Annotated in this window: 24 protein-coding genes; 14 read left to right on the forward strand and 10 right to left on the reverse strand. The window is 71.8% G+C overall.

What is annotated here, in order from left to right; all coding sequences use genetic code 11:
- Nucleotides 1-7 precede the first annotated feature (7 nt).
- The 3 genes from ACLQ3F_RS28825 to ACLQ3F_RS28835 are packed head-to-tail and all read right to left on the reverse strand — an operon-like array spanning nt 8 to nt 3221.
- Nucleotides 8-874 (reverse strand): carbohydrate ABC transporter permease, encoded by an 867-nt coding sequence (locus ACLQ3F_RS28825; RefSeq protein WP_366609453.1) that lies wholly within the window; start codon nt 872-874, stop codon nt 8-10.
- A complete protein-coding gene (locus tag ACLQ3F_RS28830) occupies nt 874-1830 on the reverse strand; it encodes a carbohydrate ABC transporter permease (RefSeq protein WP_425852633.1) in 957 nt (318 codons plus the stop codon). Before ACLQ3F_RS28830 ends, ACLQ3F_RS28825 begins: the two co-directional genes overlap by 1 nt.
- Complete coding sequence (locus ACLQ3F_RS28835; RefSeq protein ID WP_425852634.1) at nt 1827-3221, reverse strand: ABC transporter substrate-binding protein; 1395 nt, start codon at nt 3219-3221, stop codon at nt 1827-1829. Before ACLQ3F_RS28835 ends, ACLQ3F_RS28830 begins: the two co-directional genes overlap by 4 nt.
- Before the next feature lie 115 nt (nt 3222-3336).
- Between ACLQ3F_RS28835 and ACLQ3F_RS28840 the strand changes: the two genes are divergently transcribed.
- Genes ACLQ3F_RS28840 through ACLQ3F_RS28860 form a run of 5 tightly spaced genes read left to right on the forward strand, consistent with a single transcriptional unit; the run spans nt 3337 to nt 7598 of the window.
- A complete protein-coding gene (locus tag ACLQ3F_RS28840; protein ID WP_425852635.1) occupies nt 3337-4377 on the forward strand; it encodes a zinc-dependent alcohol dehydrogenase in 1041 nt (346 codons plus the stop codon).
- The gene (locus tag ACLQ3F_RS28845) at nt 4374-5195 is read left to right on the forward strand and encodes a TIM barrel protein (protein WP_425852636.1); all 822 of its coding nucleotides are present in this window, start codon (nt 4374-4376) and stop codon (nt 5193-5195) included. Before ACLQ3F_RS28840 ends, ACLQ3F_RS28845 begins: the two co-directional genes overlap by 4 nt.
- 47 nt (nt 5196-5242) lie before the next feature.
- Nucleotides 5243-6598: an MGH1-like glycoside hydrolase domain-containing protein gene (locus ACLQ3F_RS28850; RefSeq protein WP_425852796.1), complete on the forward strand. Its 1356-nt coding sequence runs from the start codon at nt 5243-5245 to the stop codon at nt 6596-6598.
- Between the two features lie 51 nt (nt 6599-6649).
- On the forward strand, nt 6650-7048 hold the full coding sequence (locus ACLQ3F_RS28855; RefSeq protein ID WP_350860946.1) for an NUDIX hydrolase: 399 nt from the start codon (nt 6650-6652) through the stop codon (nt 7046-7048).
- Between the two features lie 40 nt (nt 7049-7088).
- Nucleotides 7089-7598, forward strand: a complete 510-nt coding sequence (locus tag ACLQ3F_RS28860; protein WP_425852637.1) for a DUF2267 domain-containing protein — start codon at nt 7089-7091, stop codon at nt 7596-7598.
- A gap of 98 nt (nt 7599-7696) precedes the next feature.
- Here ACLQ3F_RS28860 and ACLQ3F_RS28865 read toward each other — a convergent pair whose 3' ends face one another.
- Nucleotides 7697-8935 (reverse strand): hypothetical protein, encoded by a 1239-nt coding sequence (locus ACLQ3F_RS28865; protein WP_425852639.1) that lies wholly within the window; start codon nt 8933-8935, stop codon nt 7697-7699.
- A gap of 26 nt (nt 8936-8961) precedes the next feature.
- The gene (locus ACLQ3F_RS28870; RefSeq protein ID WP_425852640.1) at nt 8962-9477 is read right to left on the reverse strand and encodes an NUDIX hydrolase; all 516 of its coding nucleotides are present in this window, start codon (nt 9475-9477) and stop codon (nt 8962-8964) included.
- Between the two features lie 64 nt (nt 9478-9541).
- Here ACLQ3F_RS28870 and ACLQ3F_RS28875 point away from each other — a divergent pair, with 64 nt between their 5' ends.
- A complete protein-coding gene (locus ACLQ3F_RS28875) occupies nt 9542-10033 on the forward strand; it encodes a type II toxin-antitoxin system PemK/MazF family toxin (RefSeq protein WP_396799586.1) in 492 nt (163 codons plus the stop codon).
- Nucleotides 10034-10114: 81 nt separating this feature from the next.
- Here ACLQ3F_RS28875 and ACLQ3F_RS28880 read toward each other — a convergent pair whose 3' ends face one another.
- On the reverse strand, nt 10115-10759 hold the full coding sequence (locus ACLQ3F_RS28880; RefSeq protein WP_355010001.1) for a flavodoxin family protein: 645 nt from the start codon (nt 10757-10759) through the stop codon (nt 10115-10117).
- 223 nt (nt 10760-10982) lie between these two features.
- Here ACLQ3F_RS28880 and ACLQ3F_RS28885 point away from each other — a divergent pair, with 223 nt between their 5' ends.
- Both ACLQ3F_RS28885 and rox read left to right on the forward strand, forming a co-directional pair.
- A complete protein-coding gene (locus tag ACLQ3F_RS28885) occupies nt 10983-11921 on the forward strand; it encodes a phosphotransferase enzyme family protein (RefSeq protein WP_425852642.1) in 939 nt (312 codons plus the stop codon).
- A gap of 164 nt (nt 11922-12085) precedes the next feature.
- Complete coding sequence (gene rox, locus ACLQ3F_RS28890; RefSeq protein ID WP_425852644.1) at nt 12086-13513, forward strand: rifampin monooxygenase; 1428 nt, start codon at nt 12086-12088, stop codon at nt 13511-13513.
- 4 nt (nt 13514-13517) lie between these two features.
- Here the strand turns inward: rox and ACLQ3F_RS28895 are convergent, their stop codons facing one another.
- On the reverse strand, nt 13518-14168 hold the full coding sequence (locus ACLQ3F_RS28895; protein ID WP_357207372.1) for a GGDEF domain-containing protein: 651 nt from the start codon (nt 14166-14168) through the stop codon (nt 13518-13520).
- Between the two features lie 264 nt (nt 14169-14432).
- Here ACLQ3F_RS28895 and ACLQ3F_RS28900 point away from each other — a divergent pair, with 264 nt between their 5' ends.
- From ACLQ3F_RS28900 to ACLQ3F_RS28925, 6 genes are all read left to right on the forward strand, one after another.
- Nucleotides 14433-14672, forward strand: coding sequence for a DUF397 domain-containing protein (locus tag ACLQ3F_RS28900; RefSeq protein WP_091406718.1), 240 nt, complete (start codon nt 14433-14435; stop codon nt 14670-14672).
- 142 nt (nt 14673-14814) lie between these two features.
- A complete protein-coding gene (locus ACLQ3F_RS28905; protein ID WP_425852645.1) occupies nt 14815-15702 on the forward strand; it encodes a helix-turn-helix domain-containing protein in 888 nt (295 codons plus the stop codon).
- Nucleotides 15703-15825: 123 nt separating this feature from the next.
- Nucleotides 15826-16869 (forward strand): substrate-binding domain-containing protein, encoded by a 1044-nt coding sequence (locus tag ACLQ3F_RS28910; protein ID WP_425852646.1) that lies wholly within the window; start codon nt 15826-15828, stop codon nt 16867-16869.
- Between the two features lie 2 nt (nt 16870-16871).
- On the forward strand, nt 16872-17075 hold the full coding sequence (locus ACLQ3F_RS28915) for a hypothetical protein (RefSeq protein WP_170158647.1): 204 nt from the start codon (nt 16872-16874) through the stop codon (nt 17073-17075).
- A gap of 98 nt (nt 17076-17173) precedes the next feature.
- Nucleotides 17174-18631: a serine/threonine-protein kinase gene (locus tag ACLQ3F_RS28920; protein ID WP_425852649.1), complete on the forward strand. Its 1458-nt coding sequence runs from the start codon at nt 17174-17176 to the stop codon at nt 18629-18631.
- 33 nt (nt 18632-18664) lie between these two features.
- On the forward strand, nt 18665-19306 hold the full coding sequence (locus tag ACLQ3F_RS28925; protein WP_355009995.1) for a histidine phosphatase family protein: 642 nt from the start codon (nt 18665-18667) through the stop codon (nt 19304-19306).
- 79 nt (nt 19307-19385) lie between these two features.
- Here ACLQ3F_RS28925 and ACLQ3F_RS28930 read toward each other — a convergent pair whose 3' ends face one another.
- Genes ACLQ3F_RS28930 through ACLQ3F_RS28940 form a run of 3 tightly spaced genes read right to left on the reverse strand, consistent with a single transcriptional unit; the run spans nt 19386 to nt 21201 of the window.
- Nucleotides 19386-19886, reverse strand: a complete 501-nt coding sequence (locus ACLQ3F_RS28930; protein WP_425852650.1) for a DinB family protein — start codon at nt 19884-19886, stop codon at nt 19386-19388.
- Between the two features lie 44 nt (nt 19887-19930).
- Complete coding sequence (locus ACLQ3F_RS28935; RefSeq protein ID WP_425852652.1) at nt 19931-20371, reverse strand: VOC family protein; 441 nt, start codon at nt 20369-20371, stop codon at nt 19931-19933.
- Complete coding sequence (locus tag ACLQ3F_RS28940; RefSeq protein WP_425852654.1) at nt 20368-21201, reverse strand: MOSC domain-containing protein; 834 nt, start codon at nt 21199-21201, stop codon at nt 20368-20370. The genes ACLQ3F_RS28935 and ACLQ3F_RS28940 overlap by 4 nt, the downstream gene beginning before the upstream one ends.
- Between the last annotated feature and the right edge of the window lie 8 nt (nt 21202-21209).

A 21209-nucleotide genomic window follows, 5' to 3' on the forward strand; every position in this document is an offset into this window, starting at 1 on the left:
GAGACGATCATCCCTTCTCCGCGCCGCTGGTCAGCCCCTCGGTGAGCAGCCGTTCGCTGGCGAAGAAGAGGATCACGATGGGCAGGGTGAGCACGACCGACCCGGCCATCAGCACCGTCTTGGGGACCTCCACCCCGTCGGCGAGCAGGGACAACCCGAGCGACACCGTCCACCTGTCGGGTTTGTCGACCAGGAACAGCAGGGCGAAGAGAAACTCGTTCCAGGCGATCATGAAGTCGTAGAGCGCGACCGCCATGATCGACGGCATCGCCAGGGGCAGGCTGACACGGCGGATGATGCCGAGCCGGCCGGCGCCGTCGATGGCGGCGGACTCCTCCAGGCTGACCGGAATGGTCTCGAAGTAGTTCTTCAGCATGTAGACCGACACCGGCAACGTCTGCGAGATGTAGACCAGCACCAGGCCGAACAGTGAGCCGCGCAGCCCGGCCCGGGTGAAGACCACGAACAACGGGATCGCGATGACGATCGACGGAAACAGGTAGACCGCCAGGAAGAGGAAGTCCACCTGCCGCCGGCCGAAGAACCGCAGCCGGGCCACCGCGTACGCGCCGGGGATCGCCACCAGGAGAGTGAGCACTGTCGCCGCGACCGCGACCAGCCCGCTGTTGCGGATGAAGGTGAGGAAACCCTGGCCGCCGTCGTCGGTGGCCTTGAGCACCTCGGCGTACGTGGCCACGGTCAGCTCACCGAGGCCGACCACCAGCGCCCCGGGGTCGAGCAGGAGTCGCTCGATGGGTCGCACCGAGAGCACCAGCATGTAGTAGAAGGGGAAGGCCGTGATCACCAGGAACACGGCTATCACCAGGCGGCGCAGCCAACGCAGGCTCACCGTCTCGACCACGTCCCGGTCCATCAACCCACCCTCCGTCCGAAGAAGCGCAGATAGATCAGCACGAACACGATGAGCACAACGGCCAGCACGACCGCCTGCGCGGCCGCGGCTCCGATGTCGGTACGGGCGGTCAGGAACTCGTACACCCGGACGCTGACCACCTCGGTGCCGGCCGCACCGCCGGTGAGCAGGTAGACGTCGTCGAACTTGTTGAACGTCATGATGAAGCGCAGCACGCCCAGCAGGGCGATCACCGGCAGCAGTTGCGGCAGCAGGATGTGCCGGAACCGCTGGGTGGGGGTGGCGCCGTCGACCCGGGCGGCCTCCTCCAACTCGCCGGGCACCGCCTGGAGCCGGGCCAGCAGGAACAGGAACGCGAACGGGAAGTACCGCCACGCCTCGAAGACGATTACGGTGGCCAGCGCGGTCGACTCCTGGGTGAGGAACGGCACCGGGGCGTCCCAGCCGAGCAGGCGTTGGCCCCACGCGTTGACGATGCCGAGCTGCGGGTCGAGCATCACCTGCCAGACGAACGTGACGGCGACCACCGGCGCCACGTACGGCAGCAGCATGGACGCCCGGACCAGGGTGCGACCCCGGAACGGGCGGCGGACGACCAGTGCGGCCACCAGGCCGAGCAGTATCGACCCGACGGTGCCGCCGATGCTGTAGATCAGGGTGACCCACAGCGTCTCGGCGAAGCCGGGGGTGTGCAGCACCCGGTCGATGTTGTCCATGGTGAACTCGCCGAACAGACCGGTCTTGCGCAGCGTGGCCAGCCGGACCCGCTGGAAGGCGAGCACCACTGTCCACACGATCGGGATGCCGATGACCGCGATGGTGACGAGCAGGGTCGGTGCGACCAGCGCGAGCCCGGCCCGGGATTCGCGGCGGCGCAGGGTCAGCGGTCGCCGCCCGGGTGACGCCGGCTGCTCCCTGGTGGGGGAGCGGCCGGGGCCGGGCGCGGTGGTGGTCAATTGACGCCCGCCTTGATGGCGTCCACGTCCTTCGTGGCGCGCTTGGCGGTGCCCGCCGCGTCGGACTTGCCGGAGACGAGGTCGCCCAGTACCTTGGGCACCGGCAGCTCGCCGAGCATGGCGCCGACGAGTTTGCCCTGCCCCTGGCTGAGGCCCCAGCGCCCGAATGTGTCCGGGCTGCGGCGCAGTGTGGCCAGCACCTCGTCGCCGTACACGTCGGTGAGGGGCTTCTTCGCGTCCACGCCGGCCTGGCTGGTGTTCCAGGCGGTCAGGTACGCCTCCGGCTCGGCGGGGGTGCCCTTGCGCACCGGGAAGCGGCCCTCCGGCGACATGCCGAACCAGCGCGGGTAGCCGTCACCGAGCATGTACTCCACGAAGGACTTCGCCGGGTCGGTCACCGCGCCGTCGAGGACCGCCCACGAGCTGATCTCGCCGTACTGGGCTGGTTCGGTGCCGTTCGGGCCCTTGATCGCGGTGACGAACCCGCTGTTCTTCGCGAGGAACGCCGGGTCCGCCTGGCACTGCGGGCAGGTCGGCTTGGCGTCGTTGCGCAGCCCGGCCAGCTCGTCGAGGATGAACGGTGACCAGATCACCATCGCGGCCTTGCCCGCGAAGTAGGTGGCCCGGGTGGTGTCCACGTCCTGCGCGCCCTTCACCGAGCTGGTGCGGATCAGGTCACCGTAGAACCGGAACGCCTCGACGCACTGGGGCGAATCCAGTGTCACCTTTCCCGAGTCGTCGGTGAGCTGGCAGCCGTTGGCCAACGCCAGGTGCTCGAAGGTCTGTTGGGTGAACACGTCACTGGGGGCGGTCGCCGCGGTGATGCCGGCGACGCCGCCGGTGTTCAGTCTCGCCGCGGCGGTGGTGATCCGCTCGTACGTGTCGGGGGCGGGCAGGCCGGCCGCGGCGAACAGGTCCTTGCGGTAGACGAGCAGCTGCCCCCAGCCGTCGCTGGGCACGGAGAGCTGTGTGCCGTCGTCGGAGGTGAGCTCCAGCGCTCGGGGGGAGAACGTCTGCCTGCCCAGCTTGTCGACGACCTCCGCGTTCGCCGAGGCGTGCAGCAGCTCGTTGCCGGCGAGCGTACGGATGCCGGCGAGCGAGACCGACCCGACCACGTCGGGCAGGTCGCCGGCGGCGGCGTTTGCGGCGATCAAGGAGGGGAACTGGTCCTCGTTGACGGTCACGAGATCGACCTGGATCCCGGTCTTGGCGGTGAGGTCGGCGATGATCGCCTTGGTGGCGGTGACCCGGTCGGCTACGTCCTCCAGGCTCCAGACGGTGATCTTCTTGCTGTTGCTGTCGGATGCGTCGTCGCCGCAGGCCAGCAGGGTGGACGCGGTCAGTGCCAGGATCACTGTGGTGGCGAGTATCCGCCTCGGAGGTGCTGACATCGGTGGCACTCCTCTCGAAGGGTACATGAAGGATCCAACACCTTCGATTGATCAATAGCAAGACATATGGCGATTTTTTGCTATCCTGGAGCCCAGTGCTACCGGGATGTGACACATGGGCAACTGGGTGGTCTCTCTCGCCGGGCCTCGACGCATCAGCCTCGAGCCCTGCCCGCCGGATCCGCTCGGCCCCGGCCAGGTCCGAGTCCGCACCTGCTACTCGGGCATCTCCGCCGGCACCGAGCTGACCCTCTACCGGGGCAGCAATCCCCGGCTCAGCAAGGACTGGGACGACGCCGCCCGGATGTTCGTCCCCCGACAGACCCCGGTGCCCTACCCGTTGATCGGCTTCGGCTACGAAGAGGTCGGCGAAGTCGTCGAGGTCGCGCCGGACGTCACCGACCGACACCCGGGGCAGCTCGTCTGGGGCATCTGGGGGCACCGGGCCGAGGCCGTGCTCGCCTCCGACGCGGTCCGCGTGCTCCCCGCCGGGCTGGATCCGCTCGCCGCGGTCTTCGCCCGCCCCGGCGCCATCGCGCTGACCGCCGTGCTCGCCGGTGACCTGCACCTCGGCGACTGGGTGGGCGTCTTCGGCCAGGGCGTCATCGGGCTGCTCGCCACCCGGCTCGCCGTGCTCTCCGGGGCCCGGGTGGTGGCCGTCGACCCGGTACCCGACCGGTTGGAGCACGCCGCCCGGTACGGTGCACAGTCGACTGTGGACGTCAGTGTCACCTCCGCCGCCGCCGTGCTGCGCCAGGCCACCGCCGGCCGGGGGGCCGACGTCTGCCTGGAGTTGTCCGGCGCGTACCCGGCGCTGCACGAGGCGATCCGCTCCACCACCCACGCCGGCCGGGTCGTGGCCGCCGGCTTCTACCAGGGCCAGGCCGACGCGCTCGGCCTCGGCGAGGAGTTCCACCACAACCGCATCCAGTTGGTGGCCGCCCAGGTCTCCGGGCCCACCCCCGCGCCGAGCATGGCCGGCCGGTGGACCGGAGACCGGGTCGCGCAGACCTTCATGGACCTGGTGGCCGACCGCAGCGTCGACCCGCTGCCGCTGGTCAGCCACATCGTCGACGCCAGCGCGGTCGCCGACGCCCTCGCGCTGCTCGACCGCGGCGCCGGTGACGTCCTCCAAGTCGTGCTGAGGTTCTCATGACCACCATCGCGCTGGCCTGTCAGGAACAACTCCTGCCGGGCACCAACCTGATCCAGAAGTACGCCCTCGCGGCCGCCCTCGGCTACCAGGGCATCGAGCTACGCGGCCGCGGCGACCTGGCGTTCGCCCGCCGGTTGCCCGAGCTGCGCCGGGCCCGCGCCGCCGGGGTGGTGATGCCCACCGTCTGCGTCGAGATGGACCACTTCATCGGCGACTTCGACCCCGCCCGGTCCGCCGATGCCGTCCGCAACCTGCGCTCCCAACTCACGGTGATCGCCGAGCTGGGTGGCGTCGGGGTGATGACCCCGGCCGCCTGGGGGATGTTCTCCCGACGACTGCCGCCGTTCGATCCGCCCCGCCGGCCGGACGGCGACCGGCAGGTACTCCTCGACGCCCTCGGCGAGCTGGGCGAACACGCCCGGGCCGAGGGGGTCACCCTTTTCCTGGAACCCCTCAACCGGTACGAGGACCACATGGTCAACCGTCTCGACGAGGCGGTGGCGCTCTGCGCCGCGCTCGGGTTGCCGTCGGTCCGGGTGGTCGCCGACACGTTCCACATGAACATCGAGGAGGACGACGTGCACCGCGCGCTGCGCGCCGCCGCGCCGTACCTCGGGCACGTCCAGGTCAGCGACTCCAACCGGTACCAGCCCGGCGCCGGGCACCTGGACTGGCCGGCGCTGGTGCGCACCCTGCTGGAGCTGGACTACCAGGGCTGGCTGGCGCTGGAGTGCCGGCTCCGCGGTGACCCGGTCCGGGCCCTGCAACAGGCGGCCACGGTGCTGCGACACGCGCTGCCCCGGCGGGCCGCCGCGTGACCGCCGACGCCGGGCCGACAAGCGTCGACGCGACCGCCGGTGTCGGCCTGCCCGCTGACGCCGGGCCGACGCGCGCCGACACTGCCGGCACGGGTGGCCCGGCCGACGCGGCCGGGCTGCGTCGGCTCGCGATCGACACGCTCGACGCGAACTGGGAGCACGACCACACGGTGCCCTCACGCACGCTCTACCCGCACCAGTGGAGCTGGGACTCCGCGTTCATCGCGATCGGGTTGGCCCAGGTCCGTCCCGACCGCGCCTGGCGGGAGCTGGCCAGCCTGTTCGGGGCGCAGTGGGCCGACGGACGGGTGCCACACATCGTGTTCAACCCGGCGCTGCCGGTCGGCGCGTACTTCCCGGGGCCGGAGATGTGGCGATCGGCCGACGTGCCGGGAGCACCGACGGTCGCCACCTCCGGCCTGGTCCAGCCCCCGGTGCACGCGCTCGCCGCGTTGTTGGCGTACCGGCGGACGCCCGACCCCACCGCCCTGGCCGCGCTGCGCGTGCTCTACCCCGCGCTGGTCGCCCAACAGCGCTACCTGGCCGACCGGCGGGACGTGGCCGGTGACGGACTGGTCTGCATCGTGCACCCGTGGGAGTCCGGGTTGGACAACAGCCCGGCGTGGGACGAGCCGATGGCCGCGGTGCCGGCCGAGGCGGCAGTCATGCGGGCGTACCGTCGGCACGACACCACGCACGCCGACGCCGCGCACCGCCCCACAGACCTCGACTACGCGCGTTACCTGGCGATCGTCGCCGCCTACCGCGACCACTGCTACTCCGACCGGGACCTGGCCGGCGGGCACCCGTTCCTGGTGGAGTGCCCGCTGTTCAACGCGGCGTTCGGGGCCGCCGAACACGCCCTCGCCGAGATCGCCGCGCTCGTCGGTGGCGACCCCGGGCCGCACCGGGCCCGCGCGGCCCGCATCACCGAAGCATTGGTACGCCGGCTGCACGACCCGGACACCGGCACGTTCCAGCCCCGTGACCTGCGCACCAACCGTCTGCTGAGCGCCCGTACCGTGCTCGGGCTGACCCCGCTGATCCTGCCCGACCTGCCGACCCGGCATGTCGACGCGCTGGTCGTCGAGGCCCGGTCGGCGCGCTTCGGGGTGGCCCGTCGGATGGACCGGCCGCTGCCCACCCACGACCGCACCGCACCCGACTTCGAGCCGCTGCGGTACTGGCGTGGGCCGAGCTGGCTCAACATCGGCTGGCTGGTCCGGCGTGGGCTGCTCGGTCACGGGCACCCGGAGTTGGCCGCCGGGCTGCGCGGCTCGATGATCGGTCTGGTCGCCAGGGCCGGCTGCCACGAGTACTTCCACCCGGATACCGGTGCCGGGCTGGGCTCACCGGCGTTCAGTTGGAGCGCCGCGCTGCTGCTCGACCTGCTCGCCGACTGAGCGCGGTGCCGGGTGGTAGCGTCCCCGATCCCGGCGGCAGCAAGGAGCATCGTGCGCGAGATCGACAAGGTGGCCTGGATCCTCGTCGAGGACGGTCGGGTGCTGAGCACCCGGTCGGTGGGCAAGGACGTCTGGTACCTGCCGGGCGGAAAGCGCGAGCCGGGCGAAACCGACCTGGAGACCCTGCGTCGGGAGATCGACGAGGAGTTGAGCGTCGAGGTCGACGTGCCAGGTGCCGTGCACCTGGGCACCTTCACCGCTCAGGCGCACGGCCACACGACCGGCATCACAGTGCGGATGACCTGCTATCGGGCGGGCTATCGGGGGCAGTTGCGGCCGGCCAGCGAGATCGCCGAGATGGCCTGGCTCGGGTACGCGGACCGACACCGCACCTCACCGGTCGACCAGATCATCTTCGACCACCTGCTGGCCGAGGGTCTGCTGGCCTAGCGGCAGTTTGTCGCGGCCGGCCAGGGGTAACCGGCCGAGCGTGACCGACGGCGACGGGTTCCCGTACTTCATCGACGCGGTGTCCCAACGGTCCGGCCTGCCTGCCGAGGAGGCCGCCGTTCTCGCCCGCGCCGTGCTCCAGACGTTGGCCGAGCGGGTGACCGACGACGCCCCCGGCGACCTCGTCGGGCACCTTCCGAACGAGGTCGACGGCTACCTGACCGGCCCGGCCCCGGATCCGGCCGGGACGGCCCTTCCGGCCCCGGCCGGGATGGCCCTCCCAGCGCCGGATCCGGCGGGGACCCTCGGCCCGGACGCCGCGGCCGACGGGTTGACCAGCGGGGTGGGCCTGGAGGTCGGCGGTGCCGGCACGACCCCGATGGAGGCCGGCCCGACGGAGTTCCTTCGGCGGGTGGAACAGCGTGCCGGGGTCGACCCGGCCACCGCCAGGGCCGGAACCGGGGCCGTCTTCGCCACGTTGCGCACGGCGATGACGGTAGGGGAGTTCCAAAAGATGGTGGCGCGACTGCCGCGCGACGGCGGTCTCTGACCTGGCCGGCGGGGTCAGCAGGAGTGCCGTGGGGGACGTCGGCCCGCTTGAGGGCCGCCACGCACCAGGCCAGGCGGCCGTCCTGATCCGTCGGGTCGTTATGCCTCGGGAACGTCCTCGGGCTCGGCGACCCAGGCAGAGAAGACCGGCACCCCGTGCCACGGGCCGGTGACGCCGCCGGCCCGGGTGTCGGTGGCGACGGCCACCACCGCGTACGGGTGGCCGAAGCGCAGCTCGGCGGCGCGGGCTACACCCTCCGGCGGCATGCTGGTAATTCCGGCCATGCCGGTCACCGCCGCCGCCTCGAAGCCGTACCTGTCGAACCGGGCCACCGCCGTCTGCCGTGCCTCGAAGTCGTTTATCCGTAGCGCCAGCGCCGCCGCGAGCGTGCTCGCCGCGGCGGGGAAGCCGAGCGCCGGGGCGGTCAGGTCGTGGTCGTTCCGAGCGGACCAGCAGGGGAGGACGGCGTTGTGCCGCTCTTCGCGGCCGTCGCGGGCCCAGGTGTGTACCCGCTCCTCGGTCAGCGTCCAGAGCGGAGTCTCGCCGAGCGGCAGGTCGAACAGCGAGCGTCTGCCCGCCGGTGGCGCGCCGTCGGCCACGCCGGCGCTGAGGCCGTACACGATGGCCAGCACCTCGGCCGGTGGCACCTGCGGCGCGGCGGCCACCGAGAGGACGACCAGCCCCGCGCCGTCGGTCGTCTGGGCCGGTGCGGCGTGCACGATCACGTCACCGGCCCGCGCGGTGGACACGATGGCGCAGCGGTGGCCGCCGCTCGGGCTGCGCAGTGCCCGCCGTAGTTGGCCGGCCCACGGGCTGTTGGCGCCGAGCGCGCGTGCGTCGGCGACGTCGAACGGGGTCGCCCAGGACACCCGGGTGGCCAACGCGCTGGCCAGGATGAACACCACCTCCGACTCGACCGTCAGGGGGAACGTCTCGATCAGGCCGAGGGTGTGCTCGCGCGCCCAGGCGTCCAACCCGGCCTGATCGGGCAGCGCGCCGACCTCGGTCGTGCGGGGCAGCGCGGCACGCCACGCCGTCGATCCGCCGTCGCCCTGCCCCGCTATGTGCCAGAGCGCGGTGGCGGACCCGACCAGCGGGTGCGGCGCGTCCAACAGTGTTCGGGCCACCTCGGCCGCGCTCGGGAGGTCGGTGCCCAGCGCCCGTGCCAGCTCCACGGCGGCTTCGTCCGCTGCGGCCGGATCACTGTCGGCCGTCGTGGCGGTGACCGCGAGCAGCAGCCAGGCGCCGAGCGGGGAGGCGACGTGGTGCCCGTCGCCGACCGTCGCGTGCAGTCGCGCGGCGTACGCGGACAACGGGCCGTGCAGATCGCTCCTCATGCCCACACTCTGCCCGCCGACCCGGCTCACGACCACAGTTCGAACGGCTCGTCGATCTGCGTGCCGGCGAGAAAGGGGGTGATCAGCCGGGGGAGCTGCCCGGGGTAGAAGCGTTCCCGACTGGCCACCACCTCCGGCAACGGCCACCAGCGGAAGCCGAAGTAGTCCTCCCGCTCGTAGTCGAGCCGGTGCGCCTCGTCCACGTCCGGGCCAGGGCCGGCCAGCCGTACGGCGACGACAACCTCGTCCTGGACGTGCCGCAACTGGCGGTGCAGGAAGCTCGCCCGCCGCCGCCAGTTCGGCGTACCAACCTGGTCGGTGATGATCACGATGCCGGTCTCTTCCCGCAGCTCCCGTACCGCGGTGTCGCGATAGGTCTCGCTGGGATCCATGCCACCGCCGGGCAACTCCCACCAGGTGCCCAGCCCAGGGTGGTCCGGGTCGCGGGTGTGGAACAGCAGCACCCGGTCGGAGTCGTCGGTGACGACCACACGCACCGCGCGCCGCTCGAGGATCGGCAGGTCGTCGGGCAACTCGTCCATCGGTCCAGTCTGCCGCAGCGCTCCGGCTCGGGGAGTCCGCAGGAGGGCCGGTAGGCTGCCCGCCGTGGCTGGTCTGTTGAGGAACGTGGCGCAACGCATCTCCCGGGTGGGCGCGGCAATTCCGTCGCCCCGGCGTACCGGGCCGTCTCCGGCGCGGGTGGCCCGGCCCCGCCAGGTGAACGCGTTGCAGCGGCGCGAGCTGAGCTACGCGCCGGAGGTCGACGGCCAGGCCGACCCGGGCGAGATCGTCTGGACGTGGGTGCCGTACGAGGACGATCCCCGCCAGGGCAAGGACCGCCCGGTGCTGGTGGTCGGGCGGCACAGCCGGACGCTGTTCGGGCTGATGCTGTCCAGTCAGAGCGAGCGGGACGGGCAGCGGCACTGGTTCGCGCTCGGGCCGGGTGAGTGGGACCGCGACAATCGGCCGAGCTGGGTCCGGTTGGACCGGGTGCTCACCATGCGCGAGGACAGCATCCGCCGGGAGGGCGCCGTGTTGGACCGGCCCCGGTTCGACCGGGTCGGGCAGGCGCTGCGCGCCGGCTACGGCTGGCGCTGACCGCGCCGGGGGCGGAGCCGCGCGCGTAAGCTGTCCGGGCAGTAGGGCGGCCCGGGGCGGTGACGTCCCTGGCGGTGAGGTCTATTCGCGGCTCGGACCGACGGCCGCGCCCTTCGCGTCCGGCGGCGGGTACGGCTGGTCGGCGAGCAGCCGGGCCAGGTGGGCGCTGTTGAGCGCGAGGGCCTTGGTGGTGCGGCCGGTGGTGTCCGGCTTGGGGCCGGCGTCGCGGTAGTCCACCGTGTGCAGCGCCTCGCCGACCCAGTAGGTCGCGCCGGCGGCGGCGACGGTGAAGCCCACCTCGTTGAGCGCCCCCTGCACCTCGGCGATGCTGTGGTGCGCGCCGTCCTCGTTGCCGACGACCGCGACACCGGCCACCTTGCCGTAGGTGAGCAGCCTTCCCTCGTCGTCGGTCTCGGACAGCTCGGCGTCGAGGCGTTCGAGGACCATCTTGGTGACGCTCGCGGGCTGGCCGAGCCAGATCGGGGTGGCGATGATGAGGATCTGGGCGGCGAGCAGCTTGGCGCGGATGGCGGGCCAACCGTCGCCGTGGCCCTCGTCGGTCGACACCCCGAAGCGCACGTCGTGGTCGACCACCCGGACGATCTCGCCGTCCACGCCCTGACGGGCCAGTTCGGCCAACACCTCCCGGCCCAGTTGCTCGGAGCTGGAGGGGGCAGGCGAGGGCTTGAGGGTGCAGTTGAGTACGAGGGCACGGATGCTCGGCACGAGGGGTTTCCTTCCGTCGGTCGGCTGGGCCACCCCTCCGCGTACCCGAATCATCTCCGCCCACGCCCCTCACCAGGCACACGTGATCAAGAGGTTTGCGTCAGAATCCGGGCCGACAGTGACGCGAACTTCTTGATCACCGCCAGCAGGCGGGGTGGGGTGGGGTGGGTCGGTGGACGTGGTGGGGTGGGTTTGGGGGGAGTTTGGGCTTTGGCTGTCCACCGTGGACGAGGTTTCGCACGGGGCTGATCTGCGGGCTCGGCTCTGGCGGGGTGAGGCGGGCGACGGCGCGCGGTATGCCGTCAAGGTCAGCGGTGGCGGTACGCCGGCCGGCCTGATCGTGACCGCGCACCTGGCCGAGCGGGGCGTGCCAGGTGTCGCGGCGCCGGTCCGCACCTGCGACGGACGCCTGTACGCCGAGCGTGACGGGCACCGCCTGTCCGTGGTCCCGTGGGTGTCCGACCTGCGGGCGCTGGACGGCCCAATGAGCGAGGCGCACTGGCGTGCCTACGGCGAACTGCTGGCCGCCGTGCACGCGGTGCCGGTGACCGACGAGTTGGAACGGCTGCTGCCAGGCGGCGGTGACGCGTACCCCTCGATCGTGGCCGCGACCCGGGACGTGGCCGGACGGCTCCGCGACCAGGCCGACTCCGGTGATCCGCTGGTTGCCGAACTGGCCGCCGTCTGGGCGGCGAACGCCGACCGGGTGTCCACGCTGCTCCGTGGGGTCGAGCGACTCGCCGTCGACCGGTCGGGGCCGGCGGTGGTCTGCCACGGCGACCCGCACCTGGGCAACCTCCTGCTCGGCCCGGACGGGCAGGTCTGGTTGATCGACTGGGACGACGCGGTGCTCGCCCCACCCGAGTGCGACCTCATGTTCGTCCTCGGCGGGGTGCTCGCCTTCGCGCCGATCACTGCCGAGCAGCAGCAGGCGGTGCTCGCCGGCTACGGCAGGACCGACGTCGACCCGCTGCGCCTGGCCTGGTTTCTCGCGGTCCGCGCTCTCGACGACCTCAGCGACTGGACCCGCCAGGCGTGGGACCTCGACGTCGAGCCGGCCGACCGGGACCGGGCCGCGCGGATCGTGCGGGGGCTGGTGTCATCGGTGGGTCTGGTCACCCTCGCCGACGCGGCAGTGCGCGACCTCGACCGGCGGCTCTGAGCGGCGACCACGTCGCCGTCTACGCCGGACAAAAAGTAAGGCAAAGAGCGAATGCGCTCTCTGCCACCTCCAACATATATCGCACCGGGGGCCTTGCGGCAAGACCCGGGTGATGCCGCAGAATCTCCAGCCGACGCCCAAATCTGGGAAAATCGGGGGATTACATGATCGATGTCATCATTGCCGGCGGCGGGCCGACCGGCTTGATGTTGGCCACCGAGTTGCGGCTGCACGGACTGCACGCGCTCGTGCTCGAGAAGGAGACCGAGCCGACCAGCTACGTCCGCGCGCTCGGCCTGCACGCGCGAAGCATCGAGGTGCTGGACCAGCGAGGTCTGCTGGAGCGGTTCCTCGCGCTCGGAACGCAGTACCCGGTCGGGGGCTTCTTCGCCGCGATCCCCAAGCCGTCGCCGGGCGGGCTGGACACCGCACACGCGTACGTCCTCGGCATTCCGCAGACCATCACCGACCGTCTCCTGGGCGAGCACGCCAGCGAGGTCGGCGTCGAGATCCGGCGCGGCAGCGAACTCGTCGGGCTCAGCCAGGACGACGACGGGGTGACCGTGCGGCTGGCCGACGGCACGCAGGTGCGTTCCCGCTACCTCGTCGGCTGCGACGGCGGTCGCAGCACCGTCCGCGGGCTGCTCGGCGTCGGCTTTCCCGGCGAGCCCAGCAGCGTCGAGACGTTGCTGGGGGAGATGGAGGTGGGCGTGCCACCGGAGAAGGTGGCCGACGTGGTGGCCGAGGTCCGCAAGACCCATCTCCGATTCGGTCTCGGGCCCCTCGGAGACGGGGTGTACCGCGTCCTCGTCCCGGCCGAAGGGGTGGTCGAGGACCGCACTGTCCCACCGACCATCGAGGACTTCAAACACCAACTGCGGGTGTACGCGGGCACCGACTTCGGCGTTCACTCACCGCGCTGGCTCTCCCGCTTCGGTGACGCCACCCGGCTGGCCGAGCGTTATCGGGTCGGCCGGGTGCTGTTGGCCGGCGACGCGGCGCACATCCACCCGCCGACCGGTGGGCAGGGGCTCAACCTCGGCATCCAGGACGCGTTCAACCTCGGGTGGAAACTGGCCGCCGAGCTCAACGGCTGGGCGCCGGAGGGGCTGCTGGACAGCTACCACAGCGAACGGCATCCGGTGGCCGCGGACGTGCTGAACAACACCCGGGCGCAGATGGTGCTGCTCTCACCCGAGCCGGGTCCGCGGTCGGTGCGCCAACTGTTGTCGGAGCTGTTGGACTTCGAGGACGTCAACCGGTACCTGATCGAGAAGATCACCGCGATCGGGGTCCGCTACGACCTCGGCGCGGGGCACGAACTGCTCGGGCGTCACATGCGTGACGTACGGCTGGGGCGGGGGCGCCTCTACGAGCTGATGCGCGGCGGCCGGGGCCTGCTGCTCGACCAGACCGGCCAGCTCTCGGTCGCCGGTTGGGCGGAGCGGGTCGACCATGTCGTCGACGTCAGCGATGAGGTGGAGGTGCCCGCCGTGCTGTTACGGCCCGACGGTCACGTGGCGTGGGTGGGCGACGATCAGACCGACCTGCTCAGCCATCTGCCCAGGTGGTTCGGCGCGCCCGTCAGCTGAACGGTCAGCGCTCGCCGAGGAACGCGCTGTCGACCAGTTGGCGGGGCGATCGGGCGCCACCGAGGCTCTTCGCCTGGTACATGGCAGCGTCGGCGCGGCTGAGCGCGTCGGTGAGCTGGGCCGGGCCGGTCACCGGGGCGAGCCCGACGGACGCGGTGACCCGGACGCTGCACCCGCTCAGCCGGATCGGCGCGGCGACGGTCTCGCTGAGCCGGCGGGTCGAGTGCTCGATCCAGCGCCGGTCGACGGTGGGGCTGGAGAGCAACCCGGCGAACTCGTCGCCGCCGAGGCGTGCCACGAGATTGTCCCCGGCGAAGCCGGCCAGCCGTTCGGCGACGCTGATCAGCACCTGGTCGCCGGCGGCGTGCCCGTACCGGTCGTTGATCTGCTTGAAGTCGTCCAGATCGAGCACCACGGCGATCAGCGGCTGGCCGGCGGCGTCGGTGAGCAGTGCGGCTGCCAGACGGTAGAAAGCGCGGCGATTGGGCAGCCCGGTCAGCGGGTCGTGACTGGCGGCGTGCCGTTCGGCGGCCAGTTCTGCCTGGAGGTGACCGATCTCGGCCTCGGCGCGCACCGCCCGTCGGCGTAGTTGCCAGGAGGAGAGCAGCGCGCCCGCCGCGCAGACGCCGGAGGCGATACTCATCGGATCCGGCACGAACCCTCCCATCGCCGCGACCGCCTCCAGCCTTCGGTTGACGCGGTACACCGCGTCGGGCCCAGTTTTGCCTGATCGTTGCCCGTCTGGGGGTAACACAAAGTGAACGGATGGGCACCGATCATGTGCGTTATCATGCTCGCCGTCGGGTGCAGATGCAATAGCAGATGCACGTGCAGAACCGTCCAATGTCGATACCGCACCCCCTCGCCGTCACCGCTCCTCCCACGGCCACCGGCGGGCTCGTAACAGAAAGACGCCCCCATGCAGCAGCCACCCAATGGCGTACCGATCCACCAGTTGCCTCCGCTGAGCTGGCAGAAGAGTCGCCGCAGCAACCCCAGCGGCAACTGCGTCGAACTGGCCGAACTGCCCGAGGGAGCGGGCATCGCGGTCCGCAACTCACGACACCCGGAAGGGCCGGCGCTCATCTACACGGTGGATGAGATCGCCGCCTTCGTTCTCGGTGCGCGGGACGGAGATTTCGACCACCTGATCAACTGACCGTCCGGGGGCGGGTCGTCCCGGCGACGAGCCTGATTCACCGGCGCGGAGGAGTTCACCTCACTGTCGGTCCATGGCATGCTTACACGTCGGCCGGGCCGGGGCGCCCGGCCGTCGTGGGTCGGTGTCCGGAGGTCCGCACGTGACGATGGTTCCCGCCGAGGGTGGCCCGACAACCGGGCCGACCGTGCTGCGCATGCTGCTCGGCGCCCAACTGCGCCGTCTCCGGGAGTCCAGCGGGGTGACCCGGGAGGGCGCCGGCTGGGAGATCCGCTCCTCCGAATCCAAGATCAGTCGGATGGAGCTCGGCCGGGTCGGCTTCAAGGAGCGCGACGTCGCCGACCTGTTGACCCTCTACGGCGTCACCGAGGACCACGAGCGTGACGCGCTGCTCAAGCTCGCGCGGGACGCGAACAGCCCCGGCTGGTGGCACCGCTACGGCGACGTGTTGCCGTCCTGGTTCCAGTCGTACCTCGGCCTGGAGGCCGCCGCCGCGCTGATTCGCAGCTACGAGGTGCAGTTCGTGCCCGGCCTCCTCCAGACCCGGGAGTACGCCCGCGCGGTTGTGCTGCTCGGGCACGGCACTGCCGGTCCGGGCGAGATCGACAGGCGTGTCGCGCTGCGGATGCAGCGTCAGCAGTTGCTCCAGCGGCAGAACCCGCCGCAGCTCTGGGCCGTGGTGGACGAGGCGGCCCTGCGCCGGCCCATCGGCGGCACGGAGGTCATGCGCGGCCAGCTCACCGCGCTCATCGAGGCGACCAAGTCGCCCCACATCCGGTTGCAGGTCATCCCGTTCGCCGCCGGTGGCCACGCCGCCGCCGGGGGTGCCTTCACCATCCTGCGCTTCGGCGACCAGGAGCTTCCGGACATCGTCTACATCGAACAGCTCACCAGCGCCATCTACCTGGACAAGCGCGACGATCTGGATTACTACGCGGTGGCCATGGAGCGGCTCTGCGTCGAGGCCGAGCCGCCCGAGCGTACGGCGGAGATCCTCGGCGGCCTGCTGAACGACCTCTACGCGGCCTGACCCTCGGCCGCGCTCCCACTCTCCGTTCACGTATTGACCGACGCCGACCGGTCGGGCTAGTCTCTGTATCGATACAGACTGGATCGATACAGAGAGGTGCCGGTGAAGCCAACACTGCAAGCCGTGGCCGACGCCGTCGGCGTCTCGCGCAGCACCGTGTCAAACGCCTACAGCCGCCCCGACCAGCTCTCCGCCGCCCTGCGCGAGCGGATCCTGGACGCCGCCCGGCAACTCGGGTACCCCGGCCCCAACCCCACCGCGCGCTCCCTGCGCCGAGGTTTCGTCGGGTCGATCGGGGTGCTGTTCACCTCGCAACTGTCGTACGCCTTCACCGACCCGTTCGCGGTCCGCTTCCTCGCCGGTGTCGGAGCGGCGGCCGAGCGGCACGGCACCAGCATGCTGCTGGTGCCGCTGCCACCGGCGGTGACCGACGCCCGGCAGGCGGTGGAGAACGCCGCCGTCGACGGGTTCTGCGTCTACTGCGTCGCCGACGAAGAGTGGGCCCTCGACGTGATCCGCCAACGCGGGCTGCCGTTCGTCAGCACCGCCGCACGCGACGACGCCGGCGCCGACGAACGGTTCGTCGGCATCGACGAGCGGGCCGCCGCACACAGCGCCGCCGCGCACGTAGCGGGGCTCGGGCACCGTCGGGTGGCGCTGCTCGCCGACTCCGTGCTGCCCGACGCGCCAGCCGGCCCGCTCACAGTGGCCGGGGTCGACCAGGTGCCGCATCCGACCACCCGAGGTCGGCTCAGCGGGTTCGCCGACGCCTTCGCCGAGGTCGGCGTCGGCTGGGCCGAGCTGACACTTGTCAACGTCCCCGGCAACAGCCGCCCGGCGGCAGCCGCAGCCGTCGCCGGGCTGTTCGACCAACCCGCACCGCCTACCGCCGTGCTGGCCGGCTCCGACGTCCTCGCGCTCGGCGTGCTGGACGCCCTGGCCGCACGGCCGGCCCATGATCGTCCCCCCGTCTCGGTGACCGGCTTCGACGACGTCCCCGAGGCCGCCGCTGCCGGCCTCACCACCGTCCGGCAACCGGCCGAGGAAAAGGGCCGCATCGCCGCCGAACTGCTGCTCGACCCGCCCGCGGACGCCGCGGCCGGTCACGTGCTGCTGCCCACCGCACTCGTCGTCCGGCAATCCACCGGACCGGTCCCAAGGAGTTGACCATGGAACTTCCCACCGGATACATCACCGCGCTCGACGCCATGAACCGGCACGTCAACTCGGCCCGACCGGACGCGCCGGTCCAGGTCGAACACCCCCGCCGAGCCCTGCTCGCCCCGACCCGGCAGGCCACCGCCCTCGCCCTGCGCCGGCTCGCCGACCGCATCCAACCGCGACCGCTGCCCGGCACCCCGCGCTGCTCCTGACCCGCACCAATCCCATTCCGGTACGCACGGGACGAACAGTGTGGGTCCGGGCACGCAGAGTGGTCGACTGCGGTGTTGCCAGGCAGACTGGTGAAGTTATGTCGCCGCTCACGCCCACTCTCCGCCTCCACGACCGCTACGTACTGCACGAGCGGATCGGTCTCGGTGGCATGTCCGAGGTGTGGCGAGGCGACGACGAGGTGCTCGGCCGGCCGGTGGCGATCAAGGTGCTCGCCGGGCAGTTCGCCACCGACCCACAACTGCGGGCCACCATCCAACGCGAGGCCCGCGCGGCCGCCCGGCTGACCCACCCACACGTGACCCAGGTGTACGACTACGCCGAGGCGACACTGGCCGGCGGCGTCGTGGTCCCGTACCTGGTGATGGAGCTCGTCGACGGCCACAACCTGGCCGACCGGCTGCGGACCGGGCCGCTGCCCTGGCCGGAGGCGGTCCGGGTGGCCGGGCAGATCGCCGCCGCGCTGGCCGCCGCGCACCGCATCGGCGTCGTGCACCGCGACGTGAAGCCCGGAAACGTCATGCTCACCGACACCGGCGCCAAGGTGCTCGACTTCGGCATCGCCGCGCTCGGCGGCCTCGACAGCCAGTCCGGCGAACCGCTGATGGGCACCCCCGCCTACTTCGCCCCGGAACGGCTGACCGCCGGCCCGCCCGACCCGGCGAGCGACGTGTACGCCCTCGGCGCACTGCTCTACCGCACCCTCACCGGGCGAGCGCCGCTACCCGTGCAGAGCTGGGAGGACGCGCTGGAGGTGCACCGGCGCGGCACCCCGGTGCCGCCGCTGCGAGTGCCCGGCCTTCCCGCCGACATCGCCGAGCTGACCGTGGCCTGCCTGGCCGCCAACCCGGCCGACCGGCCGAGCGCCGCGCATCTGGCCCGCCGCTTCGGCGCCGGTCAGCCGGTCGAGCCGCCCACCGAGCTGCTGCGCATCCGGCCGGCCGCCCACCCGCCCACCCTGATCGACAGATCGGTGGTGGCTCGCCCCGCCCCAGCGAGCGCCGCACCGCCCCGACGCCGGTCGCGTCGGCCCCTCGGCGTGCTCGTCGCGGCCGTGCTCGCCGTGCTGATCGGCGTCGGCGCCCTGATCGCGCAGAATCCGCTCGGCAACCCGGGCACACCCGATCCGACCGAGATCGCCGCCGCGCCGTCGACCTCCTCCCCGGCCCCCGCGCCCACGACACACTCGCCGACGCCGGCCGCACCGTCCTCGCCACCCACCGCCGCCAGCACCGCGCCCTCAACCGTCGGGCAGCAGGTACCGGTCAGCTTCCGCGAGGTGAGCAGCGAGTTCGCCACCGTCCTCGCCACCGCGGTGGCCCGCGGTGACATCGACCGGAAGACCGCCGAAGACCTGCGTGACGACCTGGCCGACCTCAACCGCCGCACCAGGGACCGCGCCGAGCGCGTCGCCGACCTACGGGACCGCATCGCCGAGCTGGTGCGGCGGGACCGCCTACCAGCCCAGACGGGCGAGAAACTGGACGCTCTGCTCGCCCGGACCGGCACCTTCTCCACCAGCCGTACGGACGACTGATACCTCCGTCGATACCGCTGGCATGATGTCCCGATGCGGACACGTCTGATCTTCGTGCGACACGGCGAGTCGGTCCACCAGCTCGAAGGAATCATCGGTGGGCCACGTGGCTGTCGGGGCCTCACCGCCCTCGGCCACGAGCAGGCACACGACCTGGCCAACCGGCTCACCGGCGACATCGCCGCCGACGGGCCGGTGGCGGTCTACTCGTCCGTGCTGCGCAGGGCCGTCGAGACCGCGCAACCGATCGGCGCGGCGTTCGGCGTCCGGCCCGTGGCCGACTGTGGTCTCTGCACCTGGCACACACCCCCGTACGCCGACGGCCTGCCGACCTCCCTCTTCCGTACCGACCATGCGATTGCGGGCGGCGGCGTGTTCCGACCGTTCGAGGAGGGCAACGAGAGCTGGGCCGAACTGGTGGTCCGCGTCAGCCGCGCGATCATGGAGATCGCCCACCGGCACCGGGGCTCCACAGTGGTCCTGGTCGGCCACAGCGAAACCGTCGAGGGCGCCTTTCACGCGCTCGGCGCACAGCCGGTCTTCCGGGCGTTCGACCTGGACGTGCCCCCGGCCTCGATCACCGAATGGACCACCGACCACGACCCCGGCGGCTGGCCGCCGGCCCGCTGGACGCTGCGTCGCTTCGCCGACACCGGGGGGTGGGCCAGAGCGTGATCCAGTACCGCCGGGCCGGACCGAGTTCGGTGTCTCGGACGACGGCGGGCGGACGGGCGGATGGCCGGATGGGGCGACGCTATTCGGCGGCCAGGATCTGCTCGCGCAGGATCTCCGCGTGCCCGCAGTGCTGCGCCATCTCGCGCAGCACGTGCAGGTAGACCCAGCGCAGCGGCAGCGGGCCACGCCGGTTGCCACGAAGCAGGTCGTCAAGGCCCAGGTTGGACGTGGCGCGGCGGGAGGCTTCGCAGGCGTCCCGGTGCGCGCGCTGGACGGCGGCGATCGTGTCGCCGTCGTCCAGGATGAACGATTCGTCCGGCGTGGCCGGGATGCCGATCTCGGAGCGGGGCCGGCAGGTGACGGCCTCGTCGAACCAGACCTTCTCCACGAACGCGGCGTGCTTCACCAGACCCAGCAGCGTCGTCCGGGACGGCACCAACGACCGCCGTGCCTGCTCCTCGGTCAGCCCGTCCAGGTAGCCGTTGAGTGCTCTGCGGTGCTCGTCGATGAACGCCTCGAACTGCCTCTGGGCTGACTGGCCGACGACATCATCGTCGAAGGTCGGAGGAAAGGAGGTCATTCCCGAAGCATTCCAAGGTCGTTGCCGCCGCGCAAACAGCACATTCAGCCGAAGGAGAGAAGAGCGCCGCGCTCGTCGAAGCGGGCGGTGCCCGCCCAGGCGATTTCCCACCGGTTGCCCTCCGGGTCGGCGATGTAGCCGGAGCGCCCACCCCAGGACCGGTCGGTCGGCTGCGCCACCACCGTCGCCCCCGCCGCGACGGCGGCTTCGAACGCTGTATCGACTTCGTCGGGGCTGTCGACGTTGCAGGCCAGGGTGACCCCCGACCAGCCACCGGCCGGCAGGGGCACGCCCGGTGCCGCCTCGGCGGCCAACTCGGGTAGCGGGTAGAGCGCGAACAGCACACCACCCAGCAGGAAGGCCGACCAGCCGTCGTCACTGGCCGGCAGCTCGGGCCACCCCAACGACCGGTAGAACGACCGCAGCGCGGCGACGTCGCGTGCTCCCAGTGTGACCACGGACAGTCGGGAGGGGACGGTACTCATGGGCAGACCGTAACGTGGTCGCCGTCCGCCACCCGCCCGGACCGGAGCACTGTGGCGTACGCGCCGACACACGGCTGGGGACCCATTCCGGGCAGCGGTTCGATCCGGTTGAGTCGGGCGGGAGCCCGCAGCGCCTCGGTCTCGCGGGGCAGCGGGCCGTGCGCGAGCGTGGGCACCGCGCAGCGCGGCGTCGGGGCCAGCACGGCGAGCACCAGGCCCCGGCCGACGCGCAGTTCCCGACCGACCCAGTCGTTCTCGGCGAAGGCGTCCGTGTCCGTGTCGAGCACCAGGTTGGGCCGGTAGCGCTCCACAGTCCCCGCCCCAGGCGGTAGGTGCCCGGCGATCCGATCCAGGGTCGCGGTGGTGACCAGGTGGATCGGAGCGAAGTCGAAGAAGGTCCCGGGCAGAACCGACCCGAGCCGGCTCTCGTCGGCCAGGACCTCTTCGGTGAGGCCGGCGGCGAGCACCGCCTCCGGGTGGGACCGCAGCAGGGTGGCACCGGGCGGTACGGCGTCGACGAGGGTCACCGGGCGGCCCACCGCCGCGCTCAGCGCCGTGTCGATGCCGGGGTCCTCGCTTGACAGGTGTCGACCGTCGGGCAGGGTTATCCGTACCGGATCGGTCACCCCGCCGGTCGCTCGTAGCGTGAGCAGGCCGCGCCAGCGATGGGGTTGCTTGGCGCTGGCCACCCGCCCACTTGTCTGATCCAGCAGGGCCAGCACGCGGTCACCCGCGATACCGGTCGCGCCGATGTCGGCGGCCGAGGTCCGCTCTCCGAGCAGCGACTTCACCGGGTACCGCCGCAGCTGCACGACTCGTCCGGAGATCATTACGTCAC

The sequence above is a fragment of the Micromonospora sp. DT15 genome (assembly GCF_049841475.1).
In the GTDB taxonomy this organism is placed as follows: Bacteria; Actinomycetota; Actinomycetes; order Mycobacteriales; family Micromonosporaceae; genus Micromonospora.